The following is a 25,088-nucleotide window of genomic DNA, read 5'->3' on the forward strand; positions in this document are numbered from 1 at the left end:
GGGGCCGGATGGTCGGGGGCCGGCGGGCGCTCAGTGGAACTGGGCGGTCTCGGTGGAGCCGGCGAGGGCGAGGGTGCTGCTGCCCGGGTTCAGCGCGGTCGCGACCCGGTCGAAGTACCCGGTGCCCACCTCGGCCTGGTGGCGATGGGCGGTGAAGCCGGCGGCGGCGGAGGCGAACTCCGCCTCCTGCAGGTCGACGAAGGCGCTCATCTGGCGCTCCTCGTAGCCCCGGGCCAGCTCGAACATGCCGTGGTTGAGGGAGTGGAACCCGGCGAGGGTGATGAACTGGAAGGCGTAGCCCATGGCGGCGAGCTCGCGCTGGAAGCGGGCGATCTCGTCGTCGTCGAGGTGGCGCTTCCAGTTGAAGCTGGGCGAGCAGTTGTAGGCGAGGCGCTGCTCGGGGAAGTCCGCGTGGATCCGCTCGGCGAAGGCGCGGGCCAGCTCGAGGTCCGGCTCCGCGGACTCCACCCACAGCAGGTCCGCGTAGGGGGCGTAGGCGAGGCCGCGGGCGATGACGGGCTCGATGCCCGGTCGCACCTCGTAGAAGCCCTCCGCGGTGCGCTCCCCGGTGAGGAACTCGCGGTCCCGCTCGTCGATGTCGCTGGTCAGCAGGTTCGCGGCGAGGGCGTCGGTGCGGGCGATGATGACGGAGGGCACGCCGGCGACGTCCGCGGCGAGGCGGGCGGCGTTCAGGGTGCGCACGTGCTGGGAGGTCGGGATGAGGACCTTGCCGCCCATGTGCCCGCACTTCTTCTCGCTCGCGAGCTGGTCCTCCCAGTGCACGCCCGCGGCGCCCGCCTCGATCATCGAGAGCATGAGCTCGTAGGCGTTCAGCGGGCCGCCGAACCCGGCCTCGGCGTCGGCGACGACGGGCGCGAGCCAGTCGCGGCTCGTGGTGCCGGTCTCCGCGTGCTCGATCTGGGCGGCGCGCATGAGCGCATTGTTGATGCGCCGCACGACGTGGGGCACCGAGTTGGCTGGGTAGAGGGACTGGTCGGGGTAGGTCTTGCCGGAGAGGTTCGCGTCGGCCGCGACCTGCCAGCCGGAGAGGTAGATGGCCTTGAGGCCGGCGCGCACCTGCTGCACGGCCTGGTTGCCGGTGAGGGCGCCGAGCGCCCGGACCCAGCGGGTGGGGTCCTCGGCGTTCTCCTCGACGAGCTGCCAGAGGGTCTCGGCCCCGCGGCGGGCGAGGGTGTGCTCCTCGCGGACGGGGCCGGCGAGGGAGAGGACGTCCTCCGCGGTGTGGTCCCGGCGGACGCCGCGCCAGCGGGGGTCCACCTCCCAGGAGGCGGCGAGCTCGGCGGCGGTGACGTCCTGGTCTCCGTGGCGACGGGTGAACTGGTCCATGATGGCCTCCTTCGGCCGCAGCGTTGCGGGGGAACACCGGTGAACTTCACCGGGTGCTCACACTCTGGTGCCCCCGCAACCCCCTGCGAAGGGGAGATTCCGAAGAACTTTCCCCGAAGTTCTGTCCTGGAGAACTTCCACGTGGCACCCTGCCTCCATGGCGCACGACGACGTGACCCCCGCCCCCGGCCGCTCCCCCGCGGCCACGTTCCCCGACGAGGACCCCACCGACCAGCTCACCGTCGGCCGGCGCATCCGCGCCCGCCGCCTCGAGCAGGGGCTCTCCCTGCGCGAGCTCGCGCAGGCGCTGGACCGCGCCCCCTCCCAGCTCTCCGTCATCGAGAACGGCCGCCGCGAGCTGCGACTCGGCGAGCTGCGCCGCATCGCCGCGGTGCTCGAGGTGGAGGTCGCGGACCTCCTGCGCCCCGAGCCGCCCACGCGCCGCGCGGCCCTCGAGATCGCCCTCGAGCGGGCCCAGGCCGGCGCCCTCTACCAGGGCCTCGACCTGCCCGAGCTGCCCGTGCGCCGCTCGCTGAGCGACGCCGCGATCGAGACGATCCTCGGGCTGCACGAGGAGCTGCGACGGCTCCATGAGGAGCGCGCGGCGACCCCGGAGGAGGCCCGCCGCGTCAACGGCCAGCTGCGCGAGGAGCAGTCCCGCAGCGGCAACTACTCCCCCGAGCTCGAGGCCACCGCCCGGGAGCTGCTGGACCGGATCGACCACGCCGGCGGCCCCCTCTCCCACCGCAAGGTCTCCCTGCTCGCCGGGGAGCTCGGCTTCACCCTGCACTCGGTGCCGGACCTCCCCCACTCCACCCGCTCGATCACCGACGCGGAGACGATGCGGATCTACCTGCCGCTCGAGCGGGGCGGTGCCGACCCGCGGATCACGGTGCTGCAGGCGATCGCCGCGCACGTGCTCGGCGAGCAGGAGCCGGCGGACTACGGCGAGCTGCTGCGCCAGCGGGTCGAGGTCAACTACCTCGCCTCCGCGCTGCTGCTGCCGGAGGAGGGCGCGGCGGAGTTCCTGCGGGCCGCGAAGGCGCAGCGGGAGCTGTCCGTGGAGGACCTGCGGGACGAGTTCGCGGTGAGCTACGAGATGGCCGCGCACCGCTTCACGAACCTCGTCACCCGCCACCTCGACATCCCCGTGCACTTCCTCAAGACCCATTCGAGCGGGGCGATCCTCAAGGCGTACCAGAACGACGAGGTGCGCTTCCCGACGGACGCCCTCGGCGCCGTCGAGGGGCAGGTCGTGTGCCGCTGGTGGAGCGCGCGGCAGGTGTTCATGAGCGAGGACCGGATGAGCCCGTACTGCCAGTACACGGACAAGCCCGGCGGCACCTACTGGTGCACCTCGCACATCGAGTCCGGGCAGGGCGGGGAGTACTCGATCTCGGTGGGCACGCGCTTCGAGCACACGCGCTGGTTCCGCGGCCGGGAGACGACGCGCCGCTTCGCCTCCTCGTGTCCCGATCCCACGTGCTGCCGTCGCCCCCGGCCCGAGCTCGCGGAGCGCTGGCAGGGCTCCGCGTGGCCCGTGGCGCGGCTGCACGCCTCGCTGCTCGCGGCGATGCCGTCGGGCACCTTCACCGGGGTGGACCGGGTCGCGATGCTCGAGTTCCTGGACCGGCACGCCCCGCAGCAGCAGTAGGGCGGGAGCTCAGCGGCTCAGAGGAGACTGCCGAGCAGCAGGCCGATCGCGGCCGACGTGGTCGCCGCGACGAGCGTGCCCAGCGCGTTCACGATCCCGTCGCGGCGCCGGCCCGCCTGCAGCAGCCGCACCGTCTCGAGGCTCGCGGTGGAGAAGGTCGTGTACCCGCCGAGGAAGCCCGTGCCGAGCACGAGCTGCGCCGATCCGGCCAGCAGGTGCTGGCCGACCATCCCCGTGACCAGGCCCAGCAGGAAGGAGCCGGTCACGTTGATGAGGATCGTGCCCCAGGGCAGCGACTCCCCCGCCCGGGAGCGGATCACGCCGTCCAGGGCGAAGCGGGTCGCGGCGCCGAGCCCGCCCGCGAGGGAGAGCAGCACGAACAGCAGCGGGCTCATCGCTCACCCCGGCGCCGGGCGAGGGCGGCGCCGGCCATGATGCCGGCGAGGCTCGCCCCGGCGCCCAGCAGCAGTGTCGCCGCGACGTAGGCGAGCGCGAGCAGCGGTCGGCCCGCGCCGAGCAGGCCGGCGGTCGCGACCGCGAAGGTCGAGTAGGTGGTGAAGCCGCCGAGCACGCCCGTGCCGAGGCCCAGGCGCAGCAGGCGGCGCCGTCCCGCGTCCGGTCCGCTGCGGGCGAGGGCCTCGAGCAGCAGGCCCAGCAGGGACGCGCCGATCACGTTGATGCCGACGATCACCCAGGCCACGCCTCCCGTGGCGGGGAACGCGAGGCTCAGCCCCTCCCGCGCCGCGGTGCCGAGCGTGCCGCCCGCGAGGACCACGGCGAGCAGGCCGGGGCGCAGGTGCGCGGGGCGGCTCTCCGACGTCGTCACGCGCTCTCCCCGGCGAGGATCGCGGTGTACCCCGCGCGATGGTCGGGCACCTCGAGATGCCCGAGGAGGCGGTGGAGCGCGGTGCCGTCGAGCACGGTGCCCGCGCCCGGGTCCGGGAGTGCCCGAGGAGGCACCGGCAGGTCCAGCTGCGCGGCGATGTGGCCCACGACCTCGCCGAGCGGCGCCGGTGCGGCGTCCACCGCGTGCAGCAGCCGGGGCGGTTCGGGGACCTCGAGCAGGGCGACGACGGCCCGGGCGAGATCCTTCTCGTGGATGCGGTTGGTGCGGCGGTCGTGCTCGACGGGCCGCTGCTCGCGCACGGCGCGGATCAGGCGGTCACGGCCGGGGCCGTAGATCCCGGCGGCGCGCAGCACGATCGCGTCGAAGAGCTCCCGCGCCGCCTCCTCCCCCTCCACGAGCCGGCGCGCCCGCTCCGATCGGGGGCGCGGAGGATCCGCCTCGGTGAGCGGGCGGCTCGCGTCGTACCCCTCGAGCACCCGCGTCGAGGAGATCAGGACGGTGCGGACGGGCAGCGCCGGCACGGCGTCGCGGAGATGCTGCAGCGGCACGCGCAGGTCGGCGAAGCCCGAGGGCGGCAACGTGATGACCAGGGCATCCGCCGGCGGCAGCGGGGACGTGAGCGGTGCGGAGAGATCCGCGACGACCGGGGTGATCCGCACCGGCAGATCGCGGGGATCACGCCGGAGCCCCAGGACCTCGCCGCCGCCCTCCTGGAGCAGCGCGGCGATGCGCAGACCGAGCCGCCCGCAGCCCGCGATCAGCGTCGTCCGTCCCATCAGGCGCCTCCCTCTCCGTGCTCTACCGACGTTCCCGCCGCACGAGCTGCGGCGATGGCTGACACTACCCCGCCCCGCAGCGCGGCCCGACCCACGGCCCGGGTCGCGGAGGGCGCTGCACGCAGGGCACGCCCGCGAGCGTCGAGTAACACGCGTAGCGTTTCTGCTGATACGAACGTTACGTACGTTAGACTGGGGGAGCGTGCAGAGATCCACACGCGCCGGACCAGGGAGAACGTCATGACCGAGCAGAACAGCACCGAGACCCAGCCCCTCTCCGAGGCCGAGGAGCGGGCGCTGCAGGCCGCCGAGGCCCTCGCCGCCGCCGATCAGCCGGTCACCGCGCGCTCCGTCCGCGAACGGGCCGGCGTCGCCATGGCCGTCGCGAGCGCCGCCGCCACCGCCTGGAACGAGAAGGTCGCCGCCGCAGAGGCCGTCCCGGACATGCCCGACGACGTGCTGCGCCGCTTCGCAGGCGTCTGGGCGGCCGCCCACGAGCAGGCCAAGGGCGCCTTCACCGAGGAGCGGGACGGCCTCCGCGCCTATGTGCGGGAGGTCGAGGCCGAGCGCGACGGCCTGATCTCCGACCTCGAGCAGGAGGAGAGCCGGCGCGAGCAGGAGGTCGCCGCCGTCGAGGACCAGCTCGAGGAGGCGCGGCTCGTCATCACGGACCGCGAGCGCCAGCTCGAGGAGCAGCGCGAGCGGTACGAGGAGCAGGTCGCCGCCCAGCAGGACGAGCTGATCGAGACCCGCACCCGGGCCGAGCGCGCGGAGGCGGCGCTCACGGCGCTGCAGGACGCCCTGGGCCCCGCGCTGGCTCCGCTCATCGCCGCGGCGCAGAAGAACACCGCCGAGGAGCCCTCGGCGCGCTGACGACCGCACCTCAGACGGACATGCAGAAGGCCCCTCCCGGAGGAGGGGCCTTCTGGTGGATCTGTCCGTGGAGACTAGGGGGGTCGAACCCCTGACCTGAAGCTTGCAAAGCTACCGCTCTACCAACTGAGCTAAGTCCCCTGATGCAGTTGTGGTGCTGCAGCCCGTGGCCGCGTCCCGCCGGGAGGTCAGGCCCGCGGTGCGGGGACGGACTCCGTGGTGTAGACGGTCTCGGCGCGAGGAGCATCCTGCTCGGAGGAGATCTTCTCGGCCTCGGCCCAGAGATCGTCGCGGTGCTGGTCCGCCTCGACCTTGCGCCAGACGAGGACTCCTGCGACGGCGCTTCCGGCCAGCAGGGCGGTGTACGCGAGAAGCTTCTTCACGAGTCCTCCGATCATGGGAGTGGGCCTAACTGGACTTGAACCAGTGACCTCTGTCTTATCAGGACAGCGCTCTAACCGACTGAGCTATAGGCCCATGGGGGCTGGAACCGGATCGTACCGGGTGGGCCACCGACGCACTACTGTACGGGCGCCCCGCCTGAACGTCCAACCGAGAGCCCGTGCTGTACCCGAGGTCACAGCGGATTCGGAGGCTCGGGGCGCACGCTGGCCCTCGTAGCCCGCACGACCACCGCAGGGAAGGGGAGCCCATGACCGCCTCGCCCCCTGCCGTGCGCACCCGCTCCGCTCTCGCGGGCGTGGCCGCGGGGCTCGTGCTCGTCGCCGTCGCGGAGCTCGCGTCCCTGCTGTTCAGCGCGTCCTCCGCGCCCTTCGTCGCCGTCGGCGGCGCCTTCGTGGACCTGATCCCGGGCGCTCTGAAGGACGTGGTCGTCGCCCTGTTCGGCACGGCGGACAAGCTCGTCCTGTTCCTCTGCATGGGCGTCGTGCACCTCGCCCTCACGGCCGGGATCGGGCTGCTCGGCACGCGCCGCATCGGGGACGCGGTGCTCGCGCTCACGGCGCTCGGGGTGCTCGCCGCCGTCGTCGTCATGACCCGGCCGGAGAACGCCCCGGCGAGCATGCTGCCCACGCTGCTCGGCACCGCCGTCGGCGCCCCCGCCCTGCTGCTGCTCCTGCGCGGCGCCGCCCGGGCGCGGGAGCCCGGTGACGGCGCCGGCCGGCGCGACCTGCTCGTCAGCGGCGCCGTCGCGATCGGTGCGGTGCTGCTGGGCGCCGGCGCGCGGGTCGTGAACGCCGGGCGCTCCGCCGCGGAGGCCGCGGCCCGCCGCTTCACGATCCCCACGCCCACAGCGCCGGCCCCCGCGGTCCCGGCGAGCGCGCAGGTCACTCTCGAGGGCATGCCCGACGTTGTCACCACGAACACCGACTTCTACCGCATCGACACGGCCCGCGCCGTGCCGCGCGTTGACCCCTCGACCTGGTCCCTGCGCATCGTGGGCCTCGTGGACCAGGAGCTCACCCTGAGCTTCGAGGAGCTGCTCGCCGAGCCCGCGATCGAGACCACGGTGACGCTCACCTGCGTCTCCAACACGGTGGGCGGGGATCTCGCCGGCAACGCCCGCTGGATCGGCGTGCCCGTGCGCACCCTGCTCGCCCGCGCCGGCGTGCAGGACGGCGCGGACATGGTCCTCTCCCGCTCGGTGGACGGCTTCACCGCCTCCACCCCGCTCGAAGCGCTCACGGATGACCGCGACGCGATCCTCGCGGTCGCCATGAACGGGGAGGCGCTGCCGCCGGAGCACGGCTACCCGGTGCGGATGGTCGTGCCGGGCCTGTACGGCTACGTCTCGGCGACCAAGTGGGTCGAGGGGCTGACGGTGACCCGCTTCGCCGACGCGACCGCCTACTGGACGGACCGCGGCTGGTCGGAGAAGGGGCCGATCAAGACCGCCTCCCGCATCGACGTGCCGCGCGACGGGGCACGGGTGCGGGCGGACGACGCCGGCGCCGTGACCCTGGGCGGCACCGCCTGGGCGCAGCACCGCGGGGTGAATGGCGTGCAGGTCCAGCTCGACGACGACCCCTGGCAGGACGCGACCCTCGCCACCGCCATCAGCGGCGACACCTGGGTGCAGTGGTCGCTGAACTGGGCCGACGCCACTCCCGGCGAGCACACGGCCCGGGTGCGGGCCACGGACGGCACCGGGGAGCTGCAGACCTCGAAGGTCGCCTCCCCCGCGCCCGACGGGGCGAGCGGCTGGCACGAAGTGTCCTTCACCGTGCGCTGAGCCCGGGGGTCGGGGCGTGTCTCAGGGACGGGGCAGTCCGTCGGGCAGGTCGAGGCCGTGGGAGGCGAGCAGGGCGCGGGCGTCCTCCGGATCCGCGGCGAGGCGCGCGCAGACCTCCGCCGCGTCCCCCTCGAAGGGATCGGGGTCCACGAGCGCGGCGAGCCGGTCGAACAGCTCCTGCTGGCTCGCATGCAGCGGCAGCGGGCGCAGGCGGCCGATCACCCCGTGCCGGCTCGCGTAGACCTCCGCCGCCGCGGGAGCCTCTCCGGCGGCGAGCTCGAGCGGGAACGGGCCGACGGGGAGGGCAAGACGCTCGTAGTTGGGCTCGGTGACGTCGATCGCCTCGCGCTGCTCGGTGGTGACCCACAGCCCGGTGACCTCCGTGCGCGCGCCTGGCGCGGCGAAGGGCGCGGCGGGGACGTAGCCGGGGGCGGAGGCGTGCGCGCTGTGCCCGACGGCGATCCCGGTGACATGAGCGGTGACCAGCACGGTCGCGGCCTGCGCGTCCTGCAGCAGCCCGGCGTGGGCGTACTTCGCGGCGATCACCTGCGGGTTCCGGTTGGAGCCGACGGCGAGCACAAGATGACGGCCCTCGAGCCCTGCGGCGCCGAGGCGGGCGAGCGCGGCCTCGGCGGCGGGGAGATCCGCGGCGGGCTCGGCGGCGCCGCCGGCCCCGAGGACGGCGAGCGGCGGGAGCGCCTCGGGCCAGGGGTAGTCCTGCGGGGGGCGGGGCGCGGCGTCATGCATGTCGCCGAGCGTAGCGGTGCAGGACGCCGCCGGGCGCGCCGCATCCTGGCCGTCGCCGCAGGGCAGGCTCGTCGCCGCGGAGACTGGTGCCATGACCTCCCCCGCCGCCCTGGATCCCGCCTACGAGCTCACGACCGAGCGCGAGCGCATCGACGTCGCGCGCGTGCACCGGCTGCTGCTGGACCACGCATACTGGGCGGCCGGTCGGAGCCGCGAGCAGCAGGTGGCGATCGTCGCGGTGTCCCGCAACTACGGCCTGCTCGAGCGGGCCACGGGACGGCAGGTCGGCTACGCGCGCATCGTCACCGACAGCGTGACCTTCGCCTGGCTCGCGGACGTCGTTGTCGACCCCGCCCATCGTTCCCGGGGACTCGGCGCCGCCCTCGTGGACGGGATCCTCGCGGACCTCGAGCCCCTGGGCCTGAAGCGCGTGCTGCTCAAGGCCTCGCCGGAGGGGGCTTCGCTCTACGTCCGTGCGGGCTTCGAGGCGCTCGAGGACCCCGAGGCGTGGATGGTGCGGCGGCGGCGCTGAGCCGCTCGGGCGGGCGCGCGCCTAGGCTGGCGGCATGAACGAGCAGCGCGCGATCGACGCCCTGGAGGCCTCGGGCCTCGACTTCGAGATCACCCGCCACGGGCGGGTGGGCTCCCTCGCGGAGGCGGCGGCCGCCCGCGGCGTGCAGTCGCGGGACATCGTGAAAACACTCGTGGTGCGGCGCGGCGAGGGCGACTTCCTGTTCGTGCTCGTCCCCGGGGACCGGGAGATCTCCTGGCCGCTGCTGCGGTCGCTGCTCGGCGTGAACCGCCTGTCCATGCCGGACAAGGAGGTCGCGAAGGACGTCACCGGATACGAGCGCGGCACCATCACGCCCTTCGGTTCGACGACGGCCTGGCCGGTCGTCGCGGACGCCTCCCTCGTGGGGGACCCGGAGCGTCGGATCTCCGTGGGCGCGGGGGCGCACGGCACGGCCGCAACGGTGAGCGCCGAGGCCGCGCTCGGCTTCCTCGACGCACAGGTCGCCGACGTCACCGAGCTCCAGCAGGGCTGAGCGCCCTCGCCCCGCTCAGGCGGCGAGGGCGTGGTCCACGAGCACCTCGGCGGCGGCGCGGGCATGGGCCGCGGCGCTGGGCTCGCCGGCGATCGCGGCGGTGGACTGAGCGCCCTCGGCGAGCAGGGAGAGCTGGGCGGCGAGCTGCTCCCCGCCGGCCACGTCCTCCCCCACGAGCTCGACCATGGTGCGCTGGAAGGCGGCCTTGTGGTCGCGGACGATCTGCGCGACCTGCTCGTCGGTCCCGGAGAGCTCGCCCCAGGCGCGCAGGAAGGCGCAGCCGCGGAAGGTGGGGTCCACGAACCATTCGGCGAGGTGGTCGAAGACGGCGAGCATGCGTGCGCGGCGGTCCTCCCCGGCGAGGTCGACCTTCGCGGCGAGCGCGTCCTCCCACTCCACGCGGCGGCGGGCGAGCACCGCAGCGACGATGTCCTCCTTGGAGGGGAAGAGCCCGTAGAGCCGGCGCAGGGAGACGCCGGCCTCGGTGCGCAGCGCGTCCATGCCGACGGCGCCGTAGCCGCGCTCGTAGTAGAGCCGCTCCGCCGTCGCCAGGATCCTCTCGCGGGCCTCGTCCTCGTCCATCCCGTCATGGTACTTGACACGAGAACGCGCGTTCTCTAGTTTGTGATCCATCGGCGAGAACGCCCGTTCTCACCTCTTCCGGAAGGACACCCGTCATGGGGACCATCACCGTCGGCACCGAGAACTCCACCCCCGTCGAGCTGTACTACGAGGACCACGGCGAGGGCCGCCCCGTCCTCCTCATCCACGGCTACCCGCTCGACGGCCACAGCTGGGAGCTGCAGACCCGCGCCCTGCTCGAGTCCGGCCACCGCGTCATCACCTACGACCGCCGCGGCTTCGGGAAGTCCTCGAAGGTCACCACCGGCTACGACTACGACACCTTCGCCGACGACCTCCACCAGGTCCTCGAGACCCTCGACCTGCGCGACGTCACCCTCGTCGGCTTCTCGATGGGCACCGGCGAGCTCGCCCGCTACGTCGCCCGCCACGGCCACGAGCGCATCGCGCGCCTCGCCTTCCTCGCCTCGCTCGAGCCCTTCCTCGTCCGGCGCGAGGACAACCCCGAGGGCGTGGACCAGAGCGTCTTCGACGGCATCGTCGAGGCCGCCCGCGGCGACCGCTACGCCTGGTACACCCAGTTCTTCGCCGACTTCTACAACCTCGACGAGACCCTCGGCTCCCGGATCAGCCAGGAGGCCGTGGACGGCAGCTGGAACGTGGCCATCTCGAGCGCCCCCACCGGCGCCTACGCCGTCGTCCCCAGCTGGATCGAGGACTTCCGCGGGGACGTCGCCGCCGTGAAGGAGACGGGTCTGCCCGTGCTCATCCTCCACGGCACCGGAGACCGCATCCTCCCGATCGACGCGACCGGACGCCGCTTCCACGCGCTGCTGCCGGACGCCGAGTACGTCGAGATCGAGGGCGCGCCGCACGGCCTGCTGCGCACCCACGCCGAGGAGGTCAACGCGGCGCTGCTGCCCTTCGTCGGCGCCTGAGGCACCAGGGACGACGACAGCGGGCGCGCACCCCTCGAGGGGTGCGCGCCCGCTGCTCTCCGCGCCGGGGCCCGGATCAGTCGTCGGTGAAGGTGAACTTCAGCCCGCCCAGCAGGGCGGCGACGAGGTTGTACAGGAACGCCAGCAGCGTGCCGAGCGCCGTGATGATCACGACGTTCACCACGGCCACCACGGTCCCGTAGGAGACGAACTTCGAGAAGCTGAAGAAGTCCATGAACGGCAGCGCGTCACCGCCGTTGAGGTCCTTGCCCAGCTGGTCGATCTGCGCCCACAGGCCGATCGCGTCGACGAGGTTCCACAGCAGCACCACGGCCACCACGGTCGCCAGGCCGATCGCGAGCGCGACGAGGAAGGACAGCTTCATCACCGAGAACGGGTCGATCCGGGCGAGGGTCAGCCGCACACGGCGCGGGCCGCGGCGCTCGGCGTCCCCGGCGGGCTTCTTCACGGGGCTGCGGGAGGCGCCCTTGCCGGCGGACCCCCTGCCGCTGCCCAGGCCGGCCTCGGAGGGCGAGGGCGCGCTGCCCGTGCGGGCGGCCTTCCCCTTCTCCTGGAAGGCGGGAAGCGACGAGGTCTCGTCGGGCGAGGTCCCCTTGGAGGTGCTCGAGGTCACGGATCACTCCTCGGTGATGTCGGCGTCGGTCCCGGCTTCGGCCGGGTCGGACTGGTCAGAGCCTAGCCCGTCAGCGGTCCCCGGTTCCGCACCGGCGTCACCCTCGGACGGAGCCTCCACAGCATCGCCACCCGCGGCCGGCTCGAGATCGGGCCGCTCCTCGGGGTCGACCGCCTCCTCGTCGATCTCGGACTCGGCGCTCGTGGTGACCAACAGGATGGTGTCGGCCTTGTCGGGCTTGGCGAACGTGACGCCCATGGTGGTGCGGCCCTTCGCGGGGACCTCCGCCACCTTCGAGCGGACCACGCGACCCTTGGCCATGACGACGAGCAGCTCGTCGGTCTCCTGGACGACGGCCGCGCCCACGAGGTGACCGCGGTCGTCGGGCAGCTTCGCGACCCGGATGCCCAGGCCGCCGCGGCCCTGCACGCGGTACTCATCGACATCGGTGCGCTTGGCGAAGCCGCCGTCGGTCACGGTGACCACGAAGGTCCCCGGCCGCACCACGTCCATCGCGAGCAGCTCGTCGTCCTCACGGAACTTCATGCCGGTCACGCCGCTCGTGGAGCGGCCCATCGGGCGCAGGACGTCGTCCGCGGCGGGCATGCGCACGCTCTGGCCGTTGCGGGAGACCAGCAGCAGCTGATCGTCCTCGTCCACGGCCCGCGCGGCGATCACGCGGTCCGGCTCGGGGCCGTCGGGACCGTCGACGTCGCGCAGGTTGATCGCGATGATGCCGCCGGTGCGGTTCGAGTCGTAGGCCGTCATCGCGGTCTTCTTCACGAGGCCCGAGCGGGTGGCGAGCACCAGGTACTCGGCGTCCTCGTAGCCGTCGATCGCGAGCACGGAGGCGATGTGCTCGTCCGGCTGGAAGGCCATGAGGTTCGCGACGTGCTGACCCTTGGCGTCACGCGGCGCCTCGGGGAGCTCGTAGCCCTTGGCACGGTAGACGCGCCCCTGGTTGGTGAAGAACAGGATCCACTGGTGGGTGGTCGTGGTGAAGAAGTGCTCGACCACGTCGTCCGTGCGCAGGGACGCGCCGCGCACGCCCTTGCCGCCGCGCTTCTGGGCGCGGTACTGGTCGGTGCGGGTGCGCTTGACGTAGCCGCCCCGCGTGATCGTGACGACCACGTCCTCCTCGGGGATGAGGTCCTCCATCGACATGTCGCCGTCGAAGGGCAGGATGCGCGTGCGGCGCTCGTCGCCGTACTTGTCGACGATCTCGCCGAGCTCCTCGGAGACGATCTGCCGCTGCCGCTCGGGGGAGGCGAGGATCGCCTTGTACTCCTCGATGAGCGCCTGCAGGCGGTCGTGCTCGTCGATGATCTTCTGGCGCTCGAGGGCGGCCAGGCGTCGCAGCTGCATCGCGAGGATCGCGTTGGCCTGGATCTCGTCGATCTCGAGCAGGCCCATGAGGCCCACGCGCGCCTCGTCGGCGTCCGGGGAGCGGCGGATCAGCGCGATGACCTCGTCGAGCGCGTCGAGCGCCTTGAGGTAGCCGCGGTAGATGTGGATCTGCTCCTCGGCCTTGCGCAGGCGGTACCGGGTGCGCCGCACGATGACCTCGATCTGGTGCTTCGTCCACTCGCGGACGAAGGAGTCGATCGAGAGCGTGCGCGGCACGCCGCCGGCGAGCGCCAGCATGTTCGCGGAGAAGTTCTCCTGCAGCTGGGTGTGCTTGTAGAGGTTGTTCAGCACCACCTTCGCCACGGCGTCCCGCTTGAGGGTCAGCACGAGGCGCTGGCCGGTGCGGCCCGAGGTCTCGTCGGTGATGTCGGCGATGCCCTGCAGGCGGCCGAGCTTCACGAGCTCCGCGATCTTGCGGGCGAGGGTGTCGGGGTTGACCTGGTAGGGCAGCTCCGTGACGACGAGCGACATGCGCCCGTTGATCTCCTCGGTGGAGACGACGGCGCGCTGGGTGATCGAGCCGCGCCCGGTGCGGTACGCCTCCTCGATGCCCTTGGTGCCCACGATCGTCGCACCCGTGGGGAAGTCGGGGCCCTTGATGAAGCGCAGGCACGCCTCGAGCAGCTCCGGCTTCGTCGCCTCCGGGTTCGTCAGCAGCCACTGCACGGCCTCGGCGACCTCGCGCAGGTTGTGCGGCGGGATGTTCGTCGCCATGCCGACCGCGATGCCGGCGGAGCCGTTGACCAGCAGGTTCGGGAAGCGGGCCGGGAGGATCATCGGCTCGTCGACGGTGCCGTCGTAGTTGTCCTGCATGTCGACCGTGTCCTGGTCGATGTCGCGGACGAGCTCGAGGGCGAGCGGTGCCATCTTGCACTCGGTGTACCGGGGGGCGGCCGCGCCGTCGTCGCCGGCCGAGCCGAAGTTGCCCTGGCCCAGGATCAGCGGGTACCGCATCGACCACGGCTGCACGAGGCGCACCATGGCGTCGTAGATCGCCGAGTCGCCGTGGGGGTGGTAGTTGCCCATGACCTCGCCGACGACCTTCGCGCACTTCGAGAAGGAGCGGTCGGGGCGGTAGCCGCCGTCGTACATCGCGTAGACGATGCGGCGGTGCACGGGCTTCATGCCGTCGCGGACGTCCGGGAGCGCACGCCCCACGATCACGCTCATCGCGTAGTCGAGGTAGGACCTCTGCATCTCCTGGTTGAGGTCGACCTGGGTGACGCGGTCGCCCTCGCCGTCGTCGAGCGGGTCGACGAGGGTGACGGTGCGGGCCTCGGCCTCCGCGGCGGAGACCTCCGTCGCGCCCTCGGGGGTGGGGCCGGCGGGGGCGCCCGGCAGGGCGGCGTCGCCGACCCCGCTCATGGCGTCGCCCGCGGCGCCGTCCTCGGGGACGACGGGCTCATCGGGGGTCGTGGGGTCCTGAGGCGTGTCAGGGGTGTCGCTCATGGAAGGCCTTTCAGCGGTGGCCGGTCAGGGGAGGGACCGCGGGCGCGCGGGGCGCTGCGCCGGGGTCCGGGATCAGATGTCGAGGAAGCGGACGTCCTTCGCGTTCTCCTGGATGAAGCGACGGCGCGCATCGACGTCGTCACCCATGAGCACGGAGAAGATGGTGTCGGCGTCGGCCGCCTCGTCCACGGTGACCTGCTTGAGGGTGCGGGAGTCGCGGTCCATGGTGGTGGTCTGCAGCTCCTTCCAGTCCATCTCGCCGAGGCCCTTGTAGCGCTGGATGCCGTTGTCCTTGGGGATCCGCTTGCCGGCCGCGCGGCCCGTCTCGAGGTTCGCGTTGCGCTCCTCGTCGCTGAACACGTACTCGTGCGGGGCGTTGGACCACTTCAGGCGGTACAGCGGCGGCATCGCGATGAACACGTGGCCGAGCTCGATGAGCGGGCGCATGTAGCGGAACAGCAGGGTCAGCAGCAGGGTGCAGATGTGCTGGCCGTCGACGTCGGCATCCGCCATCAGGATGATCTTGTGGTAGCGGAGCTTGGTGGCGTCGAAGTCCTCGCCGATCCCCGTGCCGAAGGCCGTGATCAGCGAACGGACCTCCTGGTTGTCCAGGGCGCGGTCCAGCCGCGCCTTCTCGACGTTGAGGATCTTGCCGCGGATCGGGAGGATCGCCTGGGTGCGCGGGTCGCGCCCGGAGACGGCGGAGCCTCCGGCCGAGTCGCCCTCGACGATGAAGATCTCGCACTCCCCGGGGTTGCGGGAGGAGCAGTCACGCAGCTTGCCCGGCATGCCGCCGGTCTCGAGCGGGGACTTCCGACGCGTCGCGTCGCGCGCCTTGCGGGCCGCCTCGCGGGCGGCCGCGGCGGCCTGGCCCTTCAGGACGATCGACTTGGCCTCCTGCGGGTGCGACACGAACCAGTCCTGCAGCTGGTCCGTCATGACCTTGACCATGAAGGTGCGGGCCACGGTGTTGCCGAGCTTGGTCTTGGTCTGGCCCTCGAACTGCGGCTCGCCGAGCTTCACCGAGATCACGGCGGTGAGGCCCTCGCGGATGTCCTCGCCCGTGAGGTTGGCGTCCTTCTCCTTGAGGATGCCCTGCGCCTTGCCGTAGCGGTTGACGATCGAGGTCAGCGCGCTGCGGAAGCCCTCCTCGTGGGTGCCGCCCTCATGGGTGTTGATCGTGTTGGCGTAGGTGTGCACCGACTCGGAGTAGGCGGTTGTCCACTGCATGGCGACCTCGACGCTGATCTGCGCCTCGGTGTCCTCGGACTCGAAGGAGACGACGTCGGGGTGGATGACCTCGGCGCGCTTGGCGGAGTTGATGAACTCGACGTAGTCCTGCAGCCCCCGCTCGTAGCGGTAGGAGACGGTGCGCGGGCCCTTGTCCTTGGCCTCCGTGGCGTCGGGGCCGTCGATCTCGACGTCGACGAGGTCCGGGTCCTCCTCGGCCTCCGGGGTGCGCTCGTCGGTGAGCGAGATCCGCAGTCCCTTGTTGAGGAACGCCATCTGCTGGAAGCGCTTGCGGAGCGTCTCGAAGTCGTAGACGGTCTCGTCGAAGATCTCGCCGTCAGCCCAGAAGGTGATCGTGGTGCCGGTCTCCTCGGTCTCCTCGCCCTTCTCGAGCGGGACCTCGGGCACGCCGCGCGCGTAGGACTGGCGCCAGACGTGGCCGTCGCGACGGATCTCCACCGCCATCCGGGTCGAGAGGGCGTTGACGACGGAGGAGCCCACGCCGTGCAGGCCGCCGGAGACGGCGTAGCCGCCCCCGCCGAACTTGCCGCCCGCGTGGAGGACGGTGAGCACCAGCTCGACGGCCGGCTTGCCCTCGGTGGGGTGCATCGCGACCGGGATGCCGCGGGCGTGGTCGACGACGCGGACGCCGCCGTCCTCGAGCAGCGTGACCTCGATCGAGTCGCCGTGGCCGGCCATGGCCTCGTCCACGGAGTTGTCGACGATCTCCTGCACCATGTGGTGGAGGCCGCGCTCACCGGTGGAGCCGATGTACATGCCAGGGCGCTTGCGCACCGCCTCGAGGCCCTCGAGGACGGTGATGTCCGAGGCGTCGTAGTGGGTGGGCGCGTGCGCCGCGACCTCACCTGCGGAGAGCGTCACCTCCGGTCCCGGGGTGCCGGAGGCGGGTGCGCCTCCTGCGGTGTCTCCGGGGACGGTGCCCTCGGGGCCGGCTGCCTGCTCGGCCGTGCTGTGGTCGCTCTCGCTCACCTGTTGCTGCTCCTCGCGATCTGGGACCCCCGGCGGGTGGAGCTCCGGGGGCGGGCGGTCCGGCGTGACCGACGATCGGCACCTCCGCACGGCGACGGCCCATGATGGTGGCGCGCGCACGCGCGCGAGCACCGCGGGCCGCGGTGGCGGGATGCCGGCCGCATCCGGTCCCCTCGCGAGGGCCGGAGGCTCGGGCGGCGGCAGGCGCGCACCGGGCTCCCGGGCGTCGCCGGCGACCGTCGGCCGGACCTCGCCCAGTCTACCGGACGGGGGCGGTGCACAGCCGCAGGAACACCCTGGAGCTGTGGACGACGCAACGCCCAGATCCCCTCAGGCGGTGCATGACGGCCGCTGGGACCGTCCCGCAGGGGTGAGGACGAGGGCCCGTACCCCTCCCGGGGTGCTGACGCGGCAGCGGGGCGCCTGCGGGGACGGCTCCCTCCCCGCGGACGGGGCTCAGCCGTAGGTGTCCCGCGGGCCCCTCCACTGGACGGTGCGGCGCCCCTTCTTCCAGCTGCGCTCCGCCGCCGCGGGGCCGGTCACGCGCAGCTCGGAGACCACGTGCGCACCCACGTGCTCCTCGATCGAGGTGATCAGCTGCGGGGTGAGCATGCGCATCTGCGCCGCCCACGCGGAGGAGCTCGCGCTCACCACGAGCACGCCCTCCTCGAAGGAGACGGGCCGGCAGTGGGTCGCGACGCGCTCGCCCACGATCTCGTCCCACTCCTCGAGCACACGTCCCGTGCTCATCCCCGCGTTCCAGCCCAGGTTCCCGAGCACCTTGCGCAGCACCGACTCGATGCCCTGCGGGTCGCGCGGGTCGGGGCGTGCTCCCGAGTAGCCGGGTGAGCGGCCCGAGCGGTCGCGGGCGTCCCGCGCCTGGGTCTTGGCGGAGATCGGGAAGAGACCGCGGTCGCGCGCGGCGGCGCGGGAGCGGTTCACGGCGCGGCGCGCGAGCTCGAAGGGATCGTCCGGCCGCGGCAGCGGCGGCGGGTCCACCTCCTCCTCGGCGACGGGGGACGGCTCGGCGTCGTCCCGTGCCCCCGCCCACGGCTCCGGGTCGCGGTGCGCGCTCGGTGCGGAGCCACGCGCGCCCCGCGACGGGGAGCGGCGGTCACCCGTGGTCCGTGCGGGGGTCGCGACGGGCTCGGTTCCCGGCTCCGGCTCGGGCTCCGGTGCCGCGGCAGGGGTCCCGGACCAGGTCGAGAGGTCGTAGGGGTTCGCGAGCCGCGGTCGCCGCGGTCCGTGCGCGGGCGGCCGCCCGCTCATGGCGCGGTGCCCTGCGCCGTGCCGTCACCCCGCGGGACCGCGTGCCCGAGGGTCACGTCCACGAGCTGGATCGACCCCTCGAGCGAGGCGGGGATGTCGCTGTCGTTCGCAGTCGTGATGAGCACCTGCGAGGCGCCCGTGACGATGCGGCCCAGACGCTCCCGACGGTGCACGTCGAGCTCGCTGAAGACGTCGTCGAGCACGAGGATCGGCTCCCCGTCCCCGAGGTCCCCCTCCTCCAGGCGCAGCAGGTCGTAGCTGGCCAGGCGCAGGGCGAGCGCGAGGGACCAGGACTCGCCGTGGCTCGCGTAGCCCTTCGCGGGGAAGTCGTGGAGACGGATCTCGAGGTCGTCGCGATGCGGTCCGGTCAGGGTGACGCCGCGGTCGATCTCCTCGTCGTGCCGGGCGGCGATCAGGGCCAGCAGCGCGTCATGGATCTGCGCGGTCGGCGGCAGCTCACCGGGGGCCGCGCCCAGCTCGTCGAGCACGGCGGAGCGATAGGCGACGTCCGCCGGGGAGCTCACCTCGCCGCGCTGCGCGGGAGGGAGGTCGAGCGCGGAGTCGGCGCCCTCGTCAGTCGCGACCCGCAGGTAGGAGTAGCCGAGGTGCGGGCGGAGCCGGTTCACGAGGTGCAGGCGCGCGCGCAGCAGCTCCGCGCCGTGGCGGGCGAGCTGCTGGTCCCACACCTCGAGCGTGCTCGCCGCGGACTCGGCCGGGTCCAGCCCTCCCACGCTGCGACCGATGCCGCCGCGGCGCATCGAGCGCATCTGCTTGAGCAGGTTCGAGCGCTGCTTGAGCACCCGGTCGTAGTCCGCCTTGACCGAGGCGTAGCGGGGGGCGATGACGAAGAGCAGCTCATCGAGGAAACGTCGCCGGCCCTCGGGATCACCCTTGACCAGGCCCAGGTCCTCGGGGGCGAAGAGCACGGCGCGCACCTCGCCCAGGAGGTCACGCAGGCGCGAGACGTTCTGCCCCTGCAGTCGGGCGCGGTTCGCGCGGCCCGGCGTGATCTCGAGGTCCACCTGGAGCGGTCGCCCCGCGCGCACGAACGAGGCGCGGACGATCGCGGTCGAGGAGCCGCGGTGCACGAGGGCCGCGTCGTGGGGGACGCGATGGCTCGAGAGCGTCGCGAGGTACCACAGCGCCTCGACGACATTGGTCTTGCCCTGGCCGTTCCGGCCCACGAGCACGGTGATGCCGGGGCGGACGGGCAGGTCGAGACGGGGGTACGAGCGGAAGTCGGTGAGCTCGAGGGAGGTCAGCTGCACGGAGGGAAGTCTCCCTCCCTCAGATCCGCATCGGCATGATCAGGTACCGGTACGAGGTGTCCGGGGTGCCCTCGAGGGACTCCTGGCCGCACATGACGGAGGGCTTGATCGAGTCGGTGAAGGTGAGCCGGGCGAAGTCCTTGCCCAGCGCGCCGAGGCCGTCGAGCAGGAAGCCGGAGTTGAAGCCCACCACGAGGTCCTCGCCCTCGAGCTGCGCCTCGAGCACCTCGCTGGCCTGGGCGTCGTCACCGGCGCCGGCCTCGAGGGCGACCTGGCCCTCGGTGAAGGACAGCCGCACGGGGGTGTTGCGCTCGGCGACGAGGGAGACGCGCTTGACCGCGTCGATCAGGGCGGCGGTGGAGACGACGGCGGTGATCGCGGTGGTCTCGGGGAACAGCCGGCGCACGGGCGGGTACTCGCCGTCCACGAGGGTCGACGTGGTGCGGCGACCGCCGGCCTCGAAGCCGATGAGGTTCGCGGAGGACTCCTGCGCGAGGGCGATCTCGACGCTGCCGCCGGTGGAGAGCGAGCGGGCGACCTCGTGGAGGGTGCGGCCGCGCACCAGGGCGGTGTGCTCGGTGCCGGGGGTGTCCGGGTTCCAGGTCAGCTCTCGCAGCGCGAGGCGGTAGCGGTCGGTCGCCATGAGCGTCATGGTCTCGCCGCTGGTCTCGACCTTCACGCCGGTCAGCAGGGGCAGGGTGTCGTCCTTCGAGGCGGCGACGGTGACCTGCGAGATCGCCTCGGAGAAGACGTCCGCGGGCACGGAGCCGGCGCGGTCGGGCATCGCCGGCAGCTGCGGGTACTCCTCGACGGGGAGGGTCGCGAGGGCGAAGCGCGCCGATCCGCAGCGGACCTGGAGCTTCGTCCCCTCGAGGGCGACGCTCACGTTCTTGTTCGGGAGGGCGCGGACGATGTCGGAGAGCATGCGGCCCTGGACGAGCACCTCACCGGGCTGCTCCACCTCGGCGTCGAGCGAGATCTGCGCGCTGACCTCGTAGTCGAAGGTCGAGAGCTGCAGCTGGCCGGCGGCATCGGCCACGATCCGCACACCCTGCAGGATCGGCATCGCCGGGCGGACGGGGAGGGTGCGGGTGGCCCAGGTGACGGCGTCCCCGAGGACGCCGCGGTCGAGGTGGAACTTCACCGTTGCCACTCCTTCGCAGTGGTCGATCGTCAGAACGGGGCCCAGCGTATCGGTAACTCCGCGCTCCCGACGACGCACCGGCGAGGATCCTTGACATCCGCGCTCGCGCTGATGCGGCGAACCGCCCACGCTCGAGCCTTCTCCGTCCTTGCCGCCCTCCCCGCGCCCCGCGATCACCGCCGCCGGATCACACGTCCCGGCAGCGCCCCCTCATCCACATCCCCGTCGAGCTAGAGAACTACAGACCTCTTCTTCACGGCTGTGGATCCGGTGGACAACCCTCATCCGTGCAGGTCGTACGCGGAACATGTCATCCCCTCGATCTGTGGAGACGTCGATCCTCGACGTGGGCGGAGTGTGCACACCCTCCGCTCATCGCCGGATTCCTGTCATTCATCCGTGCACATCGGCTCCTGCGGGAACATCCGTCGATCCACACTGTCCACAGAGTTGTCCACATTGGGGACGACAGGGACTCGCGGAGACCTGTCATCTCCCGCTCCTCGCGCAGGTCGCAGCGCTGCTGCGGCCCGATCCGCGGGACCCCTCAGGAGCGCGAGGCGGAGTTCGAGCTCTTGATCTTCGCGGTGAGCTCGGTGACCTGGTTGAAGATCGCGCGTCGCTCCTTCATGAGCTCCGAGATCTTCTTGTTGGCGTGCATCACGGTCGTGTGATCACGGCCGCCGAACTCCTCGCCGATGCGGATCAGCGGCATGTCCGTGAGCTCCCGGCACAGGTACATCGCGATCTGCCGTGCCGAGACGAGCCGGCGGCTGCGGCCGGTGCCCACGATCTCCTCGACGGAGAGCCCGAAGTACGTGGCCGTCTGCGCGATGATCGTCGAGGCCGTGATCTGGGTGCCGTCGTCGTGGGAGAGCAGGTCCTTGAGGACGCTCGCGGCGAGGGTGACGTCCATCGGCTGCCGGGAGAGCGAGTGCAGCGCCTGCACGCGGATCAGGGCCCCCTCGAGCTCGCGGATGTTCGTCGCGATGTGGGAGGCGATGTACTCCAGGACGTCGTGCGGGACCTCGCCCGTGTTCTCCTGCGCGACCTTCTTGCGGAGGATCGCGATGCGGGTCTCGAGGTCCGGCGGCTGCACGTCGGTCATGAGCCCCATCTCGAAGCGGGAGCGCATGCGGTCCTCGAAGCCCCCGAGCTCCTTGGGAGGGAGGTCCGAGGTGATGACGATCTGCTTGTCCGTGTTGTGCAGCGAGTTGAACGTGTGGAAGAAGGCCTCCATCGTCTCCGGGGCCCGCTGCAGGAACTGGATGTCGTCGATGAGCAGGATGTCGATGTCCCGGTACCGCCGCTGGAACTCCTGCGCCTTGCCGAACTGGCCGGACTGCACGGAGTTGATGAAGTCGTTGGTGAACTCCTCGGAGTTCACGTACCGCACGACGACGTCCGGGTAGAGGCTCTTGGCGTAGTGGCCCACCGCGTGCAGCAGGTGCGTCTTTCCCAGCCCCGAGCCGCCGTAGATGAACAGCGGGTTGTAGGCCTTCGCGGGGGTCTCCGCGACGGCGGAGGCCGCGGCCTGCGCGAAGCGGTTCGAGGAGCCGATGACGAAGGTGTCGAAGGTGTACTTGGCGTTGAGCCGTGAGTCCTCGCCGAGGGTCGAGCCGCCCGGGTCCACCGGACGGGGTCGGCGCGGGGCCGGCATCGGGGAGGGGGCGGAGGCGCCCGAGTAGCCCGTGTAGGGGGAGGTCTCGGAGAAGCCGCGACCGGCCTCGGCGACGTCCGCCGGGGCGATCGCGCCGTCGGCCTCGGCGCTCGTGGAGGCGGCGCTCGAGGAGGACGGCGTGACGGGGAGCACGGCGCGGGCGCCGTCGCGCCCGTCGGGCCGGACGGACCCGTTCGCGCGGAACGGGGCCTCGCGGTGGACCTCCGCCGCAGCGCTGTCCACAGAGTTGTCCACATCCTGTGCATTCCGCGGGGCGGAACCCGAGGTCGCGGCGGGGGGACGTGCCGGCTCGTCGTCGTCCTCGAGCATGAGCGACTCGTCGACCGTGACGGCGAAGCGGGTCTCGCGTCCGGTCGCCTCCCGCAGCGCGTCCTTCAGGGCGCCCGCGATGCGGTTCTCGAAGAGCTCCTTCGCCGAGGTGTTCGGCGCTGCGAGCAGGGCGGTGTCCGCCACGACGGCCATCAGACGGGACAGGCTGAGCATCGCGAACGCGCGCGTGGAGACGGCGCTGTCCTGGCGCAGGGTCGCCAGGGTGCGATCCCAGATCGCATCGGGCTGCGCGTCGTTCATCTCGGTCTCCATCGCGGGGCGGGTGTCGGGGTAGTTTTCCACAGGTTCCCCGTCCATTGTGGACCGGGACTGTGGAGAACTGTGGATCCTCGGGACCCCTCACGAGGGAGAGGTGCGCCACGAGCGACACGTGAGAATCGGGCCACACCGGGCGCCCCGGCGCCTAGGATCCGTTGACCCCCTGTGCACCCGCCCCTAAACTCGTGCAGTCAGCGCTGCGCGTCGGCCCGACGGTTCCCCGGTCCCCTCCGGACCCGCCGTCGGACCGTGTGAATCGTCCGCCGGTCGGTCCTTCCCCCGGCTCACGTCCTGCCTCCCCGGCAGGAGAACCGATCCGTCCGTGCAGCGGACCACACGCCACCGTGAGGGGCACGTCAGTGCCCACGACCGAGGAGAACCGATGTCCAAGCGCACGTTCCAGCCGAACAACCGCCGCCGCGCCAAGAAGCACGGCTTCCGCGCCCGCATGCGCACCCGCGCCGGCCGCGCCATCGTCAACGCCCGCCGCGCCAAGGGCCGCTCCGAGCTCTCCGCCTGAGGCTCGGCGACCGCGAGCGGGTTCCCGTGGCCGGCTCGACCTGGTCCCGGCACCGCCTGCGCTCCTCCGACGACTTCAGCGCCGTCACCCGAGGAGGCGTCCGCAGCGCCCGATCCCACGTGGTCGTGCATCTCGCCCTGCTGGAGCAGGGCGATGATGCACCCCGCGTGGGATTCGTCGTGTCCAAGAAGGTCGGCAACTCGGTGATCCGCCACCGGGTGGCCCGCCGCTTCCGGGAGATCGTCCGCCATCACCTCGCGGAGTTCCCGACCGGGTCGACCACCGTGCTGCGAGCCCTGCCCGGGATCGAGCAGATCCCGTTCACGGACCTCGAGGACGAGGTCCTGGGGGCGCTCGGGACCGCGACCCGCAAGCTCGAGAAGCGTCGCGCCGCAGCGTCGGGCGCGTCATGAGCGCCCTGCGCGCGATCGCCCGGGCGCCGCGACGGCTGCTCATACTGCCGTTGCGCGCCTACCAGGTGGGGATCTCGCCCTACACCCCTCCGGCCTGCCGGTACTCCCCGGTGTGCTCGCAGTACGGCATCGAGGCCCTGCACGTGCACGGCGCCGTCAAGGGGACCCTGCTGACCACGTACCGCATCCTGCGGTGCAACCCCCTCACCCGAGGGGGGCACGATCCGGTGCCCGCCCCGGGCATGTGGAGCAATCCACGCCGTCTACGGCGCCCTGCCGCCGAGGGCCTACCCTTGTCCGAGACTCCCGACCACAGCCGTCACATCGCATGAACGACATGCGCATCCGGGCGGCAGGAAGACCAGGCCGATGAATCCCCTGTACCCCATCGAGTGGGCCGTCGCATGGATCATGGTGAAGTTCCATGCGCTCCTGGGCCTCGTCATGGACCCGAACTCCGGCTGGACGTGGATGCTCTCCATCGTGGCCCTCACCGTCGTGGTCCGCGTCATCATCACGCCGCTGTTCATCCGGCAGATCCGCTCCTCCCGCGCGATGCAGGCGGTCTCCCCGCAGCTGCAGGCGCTGCAGAAGCGGTACAAGGGCAAGACCGACCCGGAGTCCCGCCAGAAGATGGCGACGGAGATGCAGGCGGTCTACAAGGAGGCCGGAGCCTCCCCGCTCTCCTCGTGCCTGCCGCTGCTGCTGCAGATGCCGATCTTCTTCGCCCTGTTCCGCGTGCTCTTCTACAAGCTGCCCGAGGCGGCCGGCGGCGCGGCCTTCGGCCCGCTCACCGTGGACCTCGCGAAGAGCGCCTACCACGCGACCCTGCTGGGCAGCACGACCATCGCGGACAGCTTCCTCAAGACCGGTGACGGCGGCATCACGTCGAAGATCGTCGCCGGCGTCATCATCGCGCTCATGTGTCTGACGACCTTCATCACCCAGAAGGAGCTGACCATGCGCAACATGCCCCCGTCGGCCCTCGAGGGCCCGATGGCGAGTACGCAGAAGATGATGATGTACATGCTCCCGTTCATCTACGTGATCACGGGACCGGGCATGCCGATCGGTGTGCTCATGTACTGGCTCACCACGAGCCTGTGGACCCTGGCCCAGCAGCTCATCGTGGTCCTCACCTACCCCACCCCGGGCTCCCCGGCGGAGGCCTCGCGCCACCGCCGCATCAACGACAAGCGCGAGCGCAAGGGCCTCGAGCCCCTCGACTTCACGCCGAAGAAGCCGGCCGTGGTCGTCGAGGAGGAGTCCGCGCCGATCCGCGTGCAGCCCAAGAAGGCCGCCGGCGGCAAGAAGCTCTCCGACCAGGAGCGCCTCGAGCAGGCCCGCGCCGCCCGCGAGAAGGCGCAGGCGGACCGCCGCGCCGCGCAGGAGGCGAAGGCCGCCGAGGAGAAGGACAAGCCCTCCTCCGGCTCCGCGCTCTCGAAGAAGAACCAGGGCGGCAAGAAGCGCCGCAAGTGACCTCCGACGGCGGGA

24 protein-coding genes and 2 tRNA genes are annotated in these 25,088 nt (G+C 72.1%); 10 read left to right on the forward strand and 16 right to left on the reverse strand.

The window, feature by feature from the left end:
• Window positions 1-30 precede the first annotated feature (30 nt).
• Window positions 31-1,347, reverse strand: a complete 1,317-nt coding sequence (aceA, locus tag ABD080_RS04595) for an isocitrate lyase (protein ID WP_137769371.1) — start codon at window positions 1,345-1,347, stop codon at window positions 31-33.
• A gap of 157 nt (window positions 1,348-1,504) precedes the next feature.
• Between aceA and ABD080_RS04600 the strand changes: the two genes are divergently transcribed.
• Entirely contained in the window at window positions 1,505-3,001 is a 1,497-nt protein-coding gene (locus tag ABD080_RS04600) for a helix-turn-helix transcriptional regulator (protein WP_137769372.1), read from the forward strand.
• A gap of 17 nt (window positions 3,002-3,018) precedes the next feature.
• On the opposite strand, the gene crcB is transcribed toward ABD080_RS04600, so the two are convergent.
• Genes crcB through ABD080_RS04615 form a run of 3 tightly spaced genes read right to left on the reverse strand, consistent with a single transcriptional unit; the run spans window position 3,019 to window position 4,624 of the window.
• Window positions 3,019-3,396 carry a fluoride efflux transporter CrcB gene (crcB, locus tag ABD080_RS04605; protein WP_137769373.1) on the reverse strand — a complete coding sequence of 126 codons (378 nt, stop codon included), beginning with the start codon at window positions 3,394-3,396 and terminating at the stop codon, window positions 3,019-3,021.
• The gene (locus tag ABD080_RS04610) at window positions 3,393-3,827 is read right to left on the reverse strand and encodes a CrcB family protein (RefSeq protein WP_343903804.1); all 435 of its coding nucleotides are present in this window, start codon (window positions 3,825-3,827) and stop codon (window positions 3,393-3,395) included. The genes crcB and ABD080_RS04610 overlap by 4 nt, the downstream gene beginning before the upstream one ends.
• Entirely contained in the window at window positions 3,824-4,624 is an 801-nt protein-coding gene (locus ABD080_RS04615; protein ID WP_343903805.1) for a Rossmann-fold NAD(P)-binding domain-containing protein, read from the reverse strand. Before ABD080_RS04615 ends, ABD080_RS04610 begins: the two co-directional genes overlap by 4 nt.
• Window positions 4,625-4,864: 240 nt before the next feature.
• On the opposite strand from ABD080_RS04615, the gene ABD080_RS04620 reads away from it, so the two are divergent.
• Entirely contained in the window at window positions 4,865-5,497 is a 633-nt protein-coding gene (locus ABD080_RS04620) for a DNA-binding protein (protein WP_168197998.1), read from the forward strand.
• A gap of 68 nt (window positions 5,498-5,565) precedes the next feature.
• Here the strand turns inward: ABD080_RS04620 and ABD080_RS04625 are convergent.
• The 3 genes from ABD080_RS04625 to ABD080_RS04635 all read right to left on the reverse strand — a co-directional run bounded on the left by ABD080_RS04625 (window position 5,566) and on the right by ABD080_RS04635 (window position 5,974).
• Window positions 5,566-5,638: transfer RNA gene (locus tag ABD080_RS04625), tRNA-Ala, on the reverse strand.
• A 47-nt stretch (window positions 5,639-5,685) separates the two neighbouring features.
• Window positions 5,686-5,895, reverse strand: a complete 210-nt coding sequence (locus tag ABD080_RS04630) for a DLW-39 family protein (protein WP_168197999.1) — start codon at window positions 5,893-5,895, stop codon at window positions 5,686-5,688.
• Window positions 5,896-5,900: 5 nt separating this feature from the next.
• Window positions 5,901-5,974 (reverse strand) — tRNA-Ile (locus ABD080_RS04635).
• Between the two features lie 175 nt (window positions 5,975-6,149).
• Here ABD080_RS04635 and ABD080_RS04640 point away from each other — a divergent pair.
• Window positions 6,150-7,688, forward strand: a complete 1,539-nt coding sequence (locus ABD080_RS04640; RefSeq protein WP_343903806.1) for a molybdopterin-dependent oxidoreductase — start codon at window positions 6,150-6,152, stop codon at window positions 7,686-7,688.
• 21 nt (window positions 7,689-7,709) lie between these two features.
• Here the strand turns inward: ABD080_RS04640 and ABD080_RS04645 are convergent, their stop codons facing one another.
• Entirely contained in the window at window positions 7,710-8,435 is a 726-nt protein-coding gene (locus ABD080_RS04645; protein ID WP_343903807.1) for a hypothetical protein, read from the reverse strand.
• A 91-nt stretch (window positions 8,436-8,526) separates the two neighbouring features.
• Between ABD080_RS04645 and ABD080_RS04650 the strand changes: the two genes are divergently transcribed.
• Together ABD080_RS04650 and ABD080_RS04655 are read left to right on the forward strand one after the other, a co-directional pair.
• Window positions 8,527-8,967, forward strand: coding sequence for a GNAT family N-acetyltransferase (locus tag ABD080_RS04650; RefSeq protein WP_137769379.1), 441 nt, complete (start codon window positions 8,527-8,529; stop codon window positions 8,965-8,967).
• Window positions 8,968-9,001: 34 nt separating this feature from the next.
• The gene (locus tag ABD080_RS04655; protein ID WP_137769380.1) at window positions 9,002-9,481 is read left to right on the forward strand and encodes an aminoacyl-tRNA deacylase; all 480 of its coding nucleotides are present in this window, start codon (window positions 9,002-9,004) and stop codon (window positions 9,479-9,481) included.
• A gap of 15 nt (window positions 9,482-9,496) precedes the next feature.
• Here the strand turns inward: ABD080_RS04655 and ABD080_RS04660 are convergent, their stop codons facing one another.
• Window positions 9,497-10,063, reverse strand: a complete 567-nt coding sequence (locus ABD080_RS04660) for a TetR/AcrR family transcriptional regulator (protein WP_137769381.1) — start codon at window positions 10,061-10,063, stop codon at window positions 9,497-9,499.
• Between the two features lie 95 nt (window positions 10,064-10,158).
• Between ABD080_RS04660 and ABD080_RS04665 the strand changes: the two genes are divergently transcribed.
• The gene (locus ABD080_RS04665; protein ID WP_137769382.1) at window positions 10,159-11,001 is read left to right on the forward strand and encodes an alpha/beta fold hydrolase; all 843 of its coding nucleotides are present in this window, start codon (window positions 10,159-10,161) and stop codon (window positions 10,999-11,001) included.
• Window positions 11,002-11,077: 76 nt separating this feature from the next.
• On the opposite strand, the gene ABD080_RS04670 is transcribed toward ABD080_RS04665, so the two are convergent.
• The 7 genes from ABD080_RS04670 to dnaA all read right to left on the reverse strand — a co-directional run bounded on the left by ABD080_RS04670 (window position 11,078) and on the right by dnaA (window position 22,643).
• Window positions 11,078-11,635, reverse strand: a complete 558-nt coding sequence (locus ABD080_RS04670) for a DUF3566 domain-containing protein (protein WP_103385031.1) — start codon at window positions 11,633-11,635, stop codon at window positions 11,078-11,080.
• A 3-nt stretch (window positions 11,636-11,638) separates the two neighbouring features.
• A complete protein-coding gene (gene gyrA, locus ABD080_RS04675; RefSeq protein ID WP_343903808.1) occupies window positions 11,639-14,491 on the reverse strand; it encodes a DNA gyrase subunit A in 2,853 nt (950 codons plus the stop codon).
• A 72-nt stretch (window positions 14,492-14,563) separates the two neighbouring features.
• On the reverse strand, window positions 14,564-16,603 hold the full coding sequence (gyrB, locus tag ABD080_RS04680) for a DNA topoisomerase (ATP-hydrolyzing) subunit B (protein WP_137771614.1): 2,040 nt from the start codon (window positions 16,601-16,603) through the stop codon (window positions 14,564-14,566).
• Window positions 16,604-17,167: 564 nt separating this feature from the next.
• Window positions 17,168-17,980, reverse strand: a complete 813-nt coding sequence (locus tag ABD080_RS04685) for a DciA family protein (protein WP_343903809.1) — start codon at window positions 17,978-17,980, stop codon at window positions 17,168-17,170.
• The gene (gene recF / locus ABD080_RS04690) at window positions 17,977-19,248 is read right to left on the reverse strand and encodes a DNA replication/repair protein RecF (RefSeq protein ID WP_343903810.1); all 1,272 of its coding nucleotides are present in this window, start codon (window positions 19,246-19,248) and stop codon (window positions 17,977-17,979) included. Before recF ends, ABD080_RS04685 begins: the two co-directional genes overlap by 4 nt.
• A 19-nt stretch (window positions 19,249-19,267) precedes the next feature.
• A complete protein-coding gene (gene dnaN, locus ABD080_RS04695; RefSeq protein WP_137769385.1) occupies window positions 19,268-20,392 on the reverse strand; it encodes a DNA polymerase III subunit beta in 1,125 nt (374 codons plus the stop codon).
• A gap of 547 nt (window positions 20,393-20,939) precedes the next feature.
• Entirely contained in the window at window positions 20,940-22,643 is a 1,704-nt protein-coding gene (dnaA, locus tag ABD080_RS04700; RefSeq protein WP_137769386.1) for a chromosomal replication initiator protein DnaA, read from the reverse strand.
• Between the two features lie 400 nt (window positions 22,644-23,043).
• On the opposite strand from dnaA, the gene rpmH reads away from it, so the two are divergent.
• The 4 genes from rpmH to yidC are packed head-to-tail and all read left to right on the forward strand — an operon-like array spanning window position 23,044 to window position 25,073.
• On the forward strand, window positions 23,044-23,181 hold the full coding sequence (rpmH, locus tag ABD080_RS04705) for a 50S ribosomal protein L34 (RefSeq protein ID WP_137769387.1): 138 nt from the start codon (window positions 23,044-23,046) through the stop codon (window positions 23,179-23,181).
• Window positions 23,182-23,207: 26 nt separating this feature from the next.
• Window positions 23,208-23,594, forward strand: a complete 387-nt coding sequence (gene rnpA, locus ABD080_RS04710; RefSeq protein ID WP_343903811.1) for a ribonuclease P protein component — start codon at window positions 23,208-23,210, stop codon at window positions 23,592-23,594.
• Entirely contained in the window at window positions 23,591-23,926 is a 336-nt protein-coding gene (yidD, locus tag ABD080_RS04715; RefSeq protein WP_343903812.1) for a membrane protein insertion efficiency factor YidD, read from the forward strand. Before rnpA ends, yidD begins: the two co-directional genes overlap by 4 nt.
• A gap of 37 nt (window positions 23,927-23,963) precedes the next feature.
• On the forward strand, window positions 23,964-25,073 hold the full coding sequence (gene yidC, locus ABD080_RS04720) for a membrane protein insertase YidC (protein WP_343903813.1): 1,110 nt from the start codon (window positions 23,964-23,966) through the stop codon (window positions 25,071-25,073).
• Window positions 25,074-25,088 lie beyond the last annotated feature (15 nt).

The sequence above is a fragment of the Brachybacterium rhamnosum genome (assembly GCF_039526185.1).
Lineage (GTDB): Bacteria > Actinomycetota > Actinomycetes > Actinomycetales > Dermabacteraceae > Brachybacterium > Brachybacterium rhamnosum.